At 36.7% G+C, this 8676-nt stretch carries 9 protein-coding genes; all 9 read right to left on the bottom strand.

The features are described 5' to 3' along the window. A partial coding sequence (trpA, locus tag ACEWK1_RS26425) for a tryptophan synthase subunit alpha (protein WP_416636809.1) occupies nucleotides 1–630 on the bottom strand: 630 nt, incomplete at its 3' end. Continuing rightward, nucleotides 627–1823, bottom strand: coding sequence for a tryptophan synthase subunit beta (trpB, locus tag ACEWK1_RS26430; RefSeq protein WP_416636810.1), 1197 nt, complete (start codon nucleotides 1821–1823; stop codon nucleotides 627–629). The genes trpA and trpB, both read right to left, overlap by 4 nt. Beyond that, nucleotides 1807–2457, bottom strand: a complete 651-nt coding sequence (locus tag ACEWK1_RS26435) for a phosphoribosylanthranilate isomerase (RefSeq protein WP_121662588.1) — start codon at nucleotides 2455–2457, stop codon at nucleotides 1807–1809. The genes trpB and ACEWK1_RS26435 overlap by 17 nt, the downstream gene beginning before the upstream one ends. Then, a complete protein-coding gene (gene trpC, locus ACEWK1_RS26440) occupies nucleotides 2450–3214 on the bottom strand; it encodes an indole-3-glycerol phosphate synthase TrpC (protein ID WP_416636811.1) in 765 nt (254 codons plus the stop codon). The genes ACEWK1_RS26435 and trpC overlap by 8 nt, the downstream gene beginning before the upstream one ends. Further along, nucleotides 3207–4226, bottom strand: coding sequence for an anthranilate phosphoribosyltransferase (gene trpD, locus ACEWK1_RS26445; protein WP_416636812.1), 1020 nt, complete (start codon nucleotides 4224–4226; stop codon nucleotides 3207–3209). Before trpD ends, trpC begins: the two co-directional genes overlap by 8 nt. Next, the gene (gene trpE / locus ACEWK1_RS26450; protein ID WP_121662591.1) at nucleotides 4195–5736 is read right to left on the bottom strand and encodes an anthranilate synthase component I; all 1542 of its coding nucleotides are present in this window, start codon (nucleotides 5734–5736) and stop codon (nucleotides 4195–4197) included. Before trpE ends, trpD begins: the two co-directional genes overlap by 32 nt. 385 nt (nucleotides 5737–6121) lie before the next feature. Continuing rightward, nucleotides 6122–6487, bottom strand: a complete 366-nt coding sequence (gene aroH, locus ACEWK1_RS26455) for a chorismate mutase (protein ID WP_121662592.1) — start codon at nucleotides 6485–6487, stop codon at nucleotides 6122–6124. Continuing rightward, nucleotides 6484–7575 (bottom strand): 3-dehydroquinate synthase, encoded by a 1092-nt coding sequence (aroB, locus tag ACEWK1_RS26460; protein WP_121662593.1) that lies wholly within the window; start codon nucleotides 7573–7575, stop codon nucleotides 6484–6486. Before aroB ends, aroH begins: the two co-directional genes overlap by 4 nt. Continuing rightward, the coding region (aroC, locus tag ACEWK1_RS26465) for a chorismate synthase (RefSeq protein ID WP_416636813.1) at nucleotides 7575–8676 on the bottom strand (1102 nt) is incomplete at its 5' end. The genes aroC and aroB, both read right to left, overlap by 1 nt.

Raw genomic sequence — 8676 nt, forward strand, 5'->3', positions numbered from 1 at the left:
TGAGGAAACACCAAACCCTACAGCAACAGGAACTTTACTATGCTTTCTTACTTCCTCTAGAAAGGATGCAATAGAATCATCAAAATTTTTACGTACTCCTGTAACGCCTAATGATGAAACACAATAAATAAAACCTTCTGCTGCCTCTGCAATCATTTTAATTCTACTAGAAGAAGTTGGAGCTACTAGAGAGATAAATGCAATAGAATACTCCTTACATTTTTCTCGAAGTTCCTCACTTTCTTCAAACGGAATATCTGGAATTAATAAACCGTCTATCGTGTTTTCCCGCAGTAAAGCGAAAAAGGATTCCTGATCTAATTGTAACACAGGATTATAATACGTAAATAGAATTATTGGAATATTCAACCCTTTTTTTCGCATTTCAGGCACAAGTTTGATTGCTTTTACAATATTCATACCATTTTTTAGTGACCGACTTGAGGCCTTCTGAATGACAGGGCCATCTGCAACAGGGTCCGAGTATGGTATCCCTAATTCAATTGCCGATGCTCCAGCTTCTTGTAAGGCAAGGGCTAAATCGATTGTTGCCTCAGAATTTGGATCTCCTGCAGTTATAAATGGAATGAATAATTGATTATTTATAGGTTGCTTAAATAGGGCTGTCATGCTTTTCCAACCTCCTTATAATGAGACATTAATGTGTGGACATCTTTATCTCCCCGACCGGATAAACAAATTAAGATGCTTTCCTCATTACCCATGTTTTTAGCATGTTCGAAAGCTGCTGAAAGGGCATGCGCTGACTCAATTGCTGCTAAAATCCCTTCTTCACGTGCTAAAAATTCTAATGCGTCTAGCGCTTCCTGATCTGTCACACTTTCATATTTAACACGCCCTGTATTAGCTAAGTGTGCATGCTCAGGACCTATTCCAGGATAATCGAGTCCGGCTGAGATGGAATAAGGTTCCGTTATTTGTCCATATTCATCTTGCAGTAGATAAGTTAATGAACCGTGTAGGACACCCTTTGTTCCTTTTGTTATTGTGGCTGCATGCATATCAGTTTCAACACCTTTTCCTGCAGCCTCAACACCTACTAATTCTACGTCTTCAGGTATAAAAGCAGCGAACATTCCAATTGCATTACTTCCACCACCAACACAAGCTATTACTTTAGTTGGTAGACTGCCTTCAATATGATAGAATTGATCCTTTGCTTCATCCCCTATTACCCTTTGAAACTCTCTCACAATATATGGATAAGGATGTGGACCAACCACTGAGCCTATAATGTAAAAATGATTTTCACAATGCTGCACCCAATATCTCATCGCTTCATTTGTAGCATCTTTTAACGTTTTGTTTCCGCTTGTCACTGGAATTACTTCAGCTCCTAAAAGCTGCATACGAAAAACATTTAATTCCTGACGGCGAACATCTTCTTCCCCCATAAACACTTTACATTCCATTCCAAATTTAGCAGCAACAGTTGCTGTGGCAACACCATGTTGACCAGCACCCGTCTCGGCAATCACCTTAGTTTTTCCCATACGCTTTGCTAAAAGAACCTGGCCAATGGCATTATTAATTTTATGAGCTCCCGTATGATTCAAATCCTCACGCTTTAGATATACTTTTGCTCCACCTAATTTTCTTGTTATATTTCCTGCAAAAGTGACCGTTGTTGGTCTGCCAGAGTATTCTTTTAATAAGTATGAATATTCCTCTAAAAAGCTTGGATCTTGCATTGCTTCTTTATGTGCTTGTTCAATTTCAGCTAATGGACTCATTAATGTTTCTGGCACAAAGCGACCTCCGAAATCGCCGTAACGTCCATTTTTATCAGGATATATGTTCATGTTGTAACACCCTTTCCTCTATCAGTCTAATCTTTTCTTTACTTTTTTTCCGGTCAACTTCAATGCCACTAGATAGATCAATAGCCTGTGGATGATAGTTTAAGAGATTAGAAATATTCTCTTCATTAACACCGCCTGCAATAAAACAAATTTTATTATATTTTGCTGCAAATTCAAGGTAAACAGGTACCGCATCCCAGTCAAAACTAACACCAGTACCTCCCCATTGACCCTTCGTTCTTGAATCTACAACAAATCCATCAACTAACTCTACATACTTTTTCATTTCTTCTAAAGTATGGTCATGATGGTGAAGAGCTTTCCAAATAAAACCTGGATATATCTCACGGACTTGATTAATTTGTTCGATTGTCTCATTTCCATGGAATTGAATCACATCAACTGGAACATGTTTTAAAACAGAATGAACTTCTTCTACAGTAGGATTTACGAATACAGCAGCGACTTTCTTCTTTGTATTAACTTCTTTTAACCATTGTCCAACCAAATGTGGATTAACTTTTCTTTTACTTTCTGCAAAAATGAATCCAATGTATTGAGCAATAGAATCTGAGACTACTTGAAGATCTTCAAGACTTTGGACTCCACAAAATTTCAATGCGATCTTAGACATTAAGACTCTCTCCAAATAATTGTTGTACAGCCAACGTTTGATTTTCTTTTCTCATTAACGACTCTCCTACTAGTACAGCTTTAGCTCCGTACTGTTTCACTAAATCTAAATCCTCCTTTGTATAAATTCCACTCTCACTTACCAGTAATGTTTCTTCTGGAATTGAAGAAGCCATTCCTTCTAATTGTTGAATATTCGTTTCAAATGTTTTTAGGTTTCGGTTATTTACTCCAAGTATTTTTGGAGTAATAACATTTAAAACTTGCTCTAAGTTATGCTGGTCATGCACTTCTACTAAGACATCCAATCCTAATTCATAAGAATATTGATAAAGATCTTTTAACACAGCGGGTTCAAGAGCTTCGCTTATTAATAATACCGCATCAGCCCCTATCCGTTTCGCTTCATCAATTTGGATAGAATCGATAATAAAGTCTTTTCTCAAAACAGGTAAATTTACAGTTTTCTTGATAGCAGTTAAATACTCTCGTTTACCTTGAAAGTAAGGAGAATCTGTCAAAACGGATAAACAATCTGCTCCTCCTTTTTCATATGCAAGAGCAATTTCCACTGGATCAAAGTTTTCCTTAATTAAACCCTTTGATGGCGATGCTTTTTTCACTTCAGCAATTAATGCCATATCCCTGTTAGAGGAAATTAGGGCCTCAAGAAAAGAGTGATTTGGTAAGCCTTCATCTTCCGGCAGAATCAAATTTTTAACTTCTTCTTTTTTTGTTTCAATAATTTTATTAAGCATAATTTTCCTCCTGCTGATGCTGCAATGATTTTAATTGCTTTAAAGCTGTACCATTTTTAATCGCTTCTTTAGCATATAACACGCCCATATCTAATGATTGAACATGATTTGCAACATAAAGGGCTGCACCTGCATTTAAAGCCACAATATTCTCTGCACTTTCTGGTGCTTCACCTCTAAATATTTTTTCGATAAGCTCTGCACTATCATCTGAATTTTGGACCTGTATCTCATCCATAACACCTTCTACAAGTCCAACATCAGTTGGATGAAGAACGTATCTGGATATACGTCCATTTTTAAGCTCTACGACATCAGTTGCTGTTGTTATAGATATTTCATCCAAGCCATCACGTCCTGTAACGAGTAAAACATGCTCTGCGCCTAACCGTTTTAACGCTTCTGCCATTTTTTCTGCATAATTCGTAGAAAAAACACCAATTATTTGACGTTTTGCATTTGCTGGATTTGATAATGGACCAAGTAGATTAAAAACAGTCCGAAACCCAATTTCTTTACGAGGATTCACTGCATGTTTCATTGAAGAATGAAACATAGGTGCAAATAAAAAGCTCATGTTTTTTTCGTCTAAGCTTTTTACCGCTTCCTCCTTTGATGTTTGAATATTAACGCCTAGTTTCTCAAGAACATCTGCACTTCCACTTTTAGAAGAAACAGCACGATTTCCGTGTTTTGCTACCTTCACCTTTAATGAGGATGCAACGATTGCTGCTGCAGTTGAGATATTAAAGGTTGAGGAGCCGTCTCCACCAGTACCACAGGTGTCTACAATATCAAAATCATAGTTAATAGAAGACATGTGTTTTTTCATTGATTTTGTAAAGCCAACCAATTCATCAACCGTTTCGCCTCTTAGACGCATAATGGACACTAAACTTGCGATTTGACTAGGTGTTGCTTGACCAGACATGATCGAATTCATTACTTCCTCAGCCTGCTCCTCAGTCAAAGTATGACCCTCAATACACGTTGCTAGAAGTTCTTTCATCACGTTTCTCCTCCTCAGAAAAGACTTTTTCAGCCAATTGGATTGCTTTCAACATAGCGCTCGCTTTATTACATGTTTCCTTCCATTCAAGTTCAGGTACACTATCCACAACGATCCCTGCACCAGCTTGAACATAGGCTACATTATTTTTGACTGTAATCGTTCGGATCGTAATACAAGAGTCTACATTTCCATCAAAACCAACGTAGGCAACACAACCTGCATAACTTCCTCTCGCTGTCGGTTCTAATTCTTGAATAATTTGCATAGCTCGTATTTTCGGAGCCCCTGAAACAGTTCCAGCAGGAAACGAAGATAATAATGCATCCATTGGATGTACTTCTTCTTTTAATTGAGCCGTAACCTTTGAAATTAGGTGCATCACGTGTGAAAAACGACCAACTTCCATTAACGTAGGAGTTTTAACTGTTCCGTATTCAGCAACTCTACCTAAATCATTTCGTGCCAAATCAACCAACATATAATGCTCTGCTCTTTCCTTTTCATCATTCTTTAATTCTTCTTCGAAAAATAAGTCTTCTTCAACAGTTTTTCCTCTTCTTCTTGTCCCGGCAATTGGATGAATTTCAAGATGTTTATTTTGAATATAAATAAGTCTTTCAGGAGAACTGCCGACAAGCTCTGTGTCATTAATTCGAATATAAAATAAATATGGTGAGGGATTTACAATACGTAAAATTCGGTAAAGTGAAAAACCGTCTGTTGAAATTGGAATTTCAAACCTTTGTGATAGTACCCCTTGAAAAATATCCCCTGCACGAATGTATTCTTTTACCTTCTCAACATCTTCTAAAAACTTGCCTTTTTCATAGTTTGATTGAATTTCATCAAAATTGACATCAAATGAATCCGAAACTGCTAGTGGTAAATGCTCTGATTGAGGTTTTTGTTTTAGCATGCTTTCAAATTTGTTCAGCTTTGCTTCAGCTAGTTGATACGTAGCCTTTAACCTTGACTCATCTTCGGTACCATTTACTCTTTCGTAGTGAATAAAATAAAGCTGTTTTTCTTGATGATCAAACGCAATAACCGTTTCACAAACAAAAAACATACAATTTTGCTGGTTTAAATCATTCGTTTCATGCTTTTCAACTTTTTCAATTATAGAAACTGTGTCATATCCAATATATCCTACGGCTCCCCCAACAAAAGGTATCTCTAAATCTGGTAACTTAATAGCTAAATGATCTTGGAGTTGTTTAAAGGTTGTTGTAATAGAATTTGATTTTGATATCGTTTTTCTTTGTTCGTTCAGAATAGAAAACTCTCCGTGGTTTTCTTCAATAAATAAAAATGGATTTAAACCAATAAATGAATATCTGGACCAGCTAGATTCTGAGTCCTTACTCTCAAGTAAATAAACAGCCTCTTCTTTAAAAAGTTGAAATAATTGAATTGGCGTGAACGTATCCACGATATATTTTTTTACGATGGGGATGGTGCGATAATGCTTGCTATCTTCACAAAAAGTGGAAAAAGAAGAAAAATTCATAGTAACTCACTCCTCCAATATGTTTTGGAGAACGAGTATTTAGGAGGTTATTAAAGGTTGAAGATTATTAAGCACTTATCTCTTGACATATATACTTAAACAAGGCTAAGGAATTGTTAAAATTAAACTAACAACAAAACCTTCGCAAGCTATATGAATGAAAATAAAAACCCAAAAACACGATGGTTTTTGGGTAGACTTGTGCCTTTACGAAAAAAACCTCAGCTAAACTTGACTCATTCTCTACTACCCTAAACTATTTAACTCTACTCATCTAATTAATCATAATCTTCTACATTATGTTATTATAACTTTCTCTTTACTGTCAAGAATGATATAACACTGTTCCAAATTTTCTAACTACTTTTAAGGGAGCCATACACTGTTAGGACTTTGATAAATCTGGTCTTAACACTGTCGCACCTTCTAAATAAGCATGAAAAATTTGTTCTTGCTTTATAGGTGTTTCTACTGTCATCATAATTCTTATACATTTTTCAAGGCTTCCTGGAACTGGTATTTCTTGCATACACATGACCGGTACATAGACCCAACCTTCAAAATTTCTTAATGCTTTTGCAGGAAATGTTGATGTCAAATCATGTGTTACGGTTATAAGGACCTGTGCGACGTTCTCAGGATCTACATTGTTTTTTTGGATCATTTCTTGTAACAGTTTTTCTGTTGCATCAATAACATGACGCTCATTATCTTCACCGACTGTTATTGCTCCTCGGATTCCCCTAATCAACGCTTTCCCCCCGTTCCTGCTCTCCACTCGTCAAGTAAGGAATGTAGCTCCTCTTTGCTGAAAGTTGCAGAAGTTGTTTCTCCAATACGTTCTAATAAAATCATTTTAATTTGATTAGATTTAGTTTTTTTATCTTTAACCATTTTGGCTATTAATTGCTCGGTTGCATATGAATCAGGGACCTCTACTGGATAACCTATCGTATCAAACCATGTTTTTAACTCACGGTATGGCAAGTCTGCTTGTAATAATTTATTACTTAACCAGGTAGCAAATAACATCCCTACTGCTACGCAGTCTCCATGTGAAAGCTTTCCATAGCCAGCCTCTGCCTCAACTGCATGACCTAGAGTATGGCCAAAATTCAAAATTTCACGTAAACCTAATTCTCTTTCATCCTTTGTTACAACATCTGCTTTGATTTGAATACCTTCAAGTATCATTCGTTGTAACCTTTCAGTTGTGATGTCTTTTAACTGTTGTATTTCGTTAACCAAAAATTGATAGAATGATTCACTTTTAATAAGAGAATGTTTAATAACCTCCGCAAATCCAGATCGCAATTCTGTTACAGGCAGACTTTGTAGAAACTGACTATCATATACTACCGCTTTAGGCTGATAAAAAGCCCCAATCATATTTTTCCCTTCAGGATGATTGATTGCTACTTTTCCACCAACAGCACTATCATGTGCTAACAGCGTTGTTGGTACTTGTATATAAGGAATTCCTCTCATATAAGTTGCTGCAACAAAACCTGTTAAATCACCTACTACTCCTCCACCAAACGCAATAACAACAGATTTACGATCTAATTGCTGCTTTAATGCAAAGGTTTGTACTTCATAAAAAACATTAAAAGACTTAGCCTCTTCTCCGCTATTAATAACATATTTACTAGTTGTGTACATAGGTCTAATCTTGTCTAGTAAGAGCTCACCATATAAACGATCAACATTTGTATCTGTCACAACAAGTACTTTAGAGGGTTCCAGATTTTCTAGTAATCCTAAGAGTTCATTTATTGCACCTTCACCGACAATAACTGGATAAGTTGAGTCTTGTGTATGGATGACAATTGACTTCATTAGAAATCCCTCGAATATTTTCGCATTTCTTCAACATTTTCTTTAATAAGATCCATACGATCCAAACCAAACTGTTCAACAATCGCGTTTGCGATCTCCCAAGCTACAACAGCTTCCGCAACAACACTTGCTGCTGGCACTGCACAGCTATCAGAGCGTTCAATACTAGCTGTGAAAGGTTCTTTTGTATCAATATCAACACTTTGTAATGGTTTATATAGTGTTGGAATTGGCTTCATAACTCCTCGAACTACAACAGGCATTCCAGTTGTCATTCCGCCTTCAAAACCACCTAATCTATTTGTTCTTCTTGTGTAGCCTTCTTCCTCATTCCACAGTATCTCATCATGAACTTGACTTCCAAACTTACGAGCTGCTTCAAACCCTATACCAAATTCAACACCTTTAAATGCATTAATGCTTACGATGGCACCTGCTATTTTGCTATCAAGCTTGCGATCATAATGAACATAACTGCCTATTCCAGCAGGTAAGCCCTCAACAACAACTTCAACAATTCCTCCAATAGAATCTCCATTTTCTTTAGCATTGTCAATTGCTTCCATCATTTTCGTTTCAGCTTCACGGTCATAACATCTAACTGGTGACTCTTCTGTTACGGCTAATAAATCATCAATATCTTGATATTCTTTGTTCTCTGCTCTAACTCCGCCTATCTCAAGGACATGACCTACCACTTTAATCCCTAATTCAGCTAGAATTTGTTTAGCTAACGAACCAACTGCCACTCGAACTGTTGTTTCACGAGCAGAGGAACGCTCTAATACATTTCTCATATCTCTATGTCCATATTTCATAGCACCAATTAAATCTGCATGGCCTGGACGAGGACGAGTTATTTGGCGTTTTACCTCCTGCTCTTCTTCTGGAGTTATTGGTTCCGCACCCATAATTTTTGTCCAATGCTTCCAATCTTTATTCTCAACAACAAGGGAGATTGGTGATCCTAACGCTTTCCCGTGTCTTACTCCACCTAAAATTTGAACTTGATCTTTTTCAATTTGCATTCTTCTTCCGCGGCCATACCCTTTTTGTCTTCGTGCTAAATCGATGTTAATAGCTTCCGCAGTTAAATTTAAA

The organism is Metabacillus sp. YM-086 (genome assembly GCF_048059995.1).
GTDB lineage: Bacteria > Bacillota > Bacilli > Bacillales > Bacillaceae > Metabacillus > Metabacillus litoralis_B.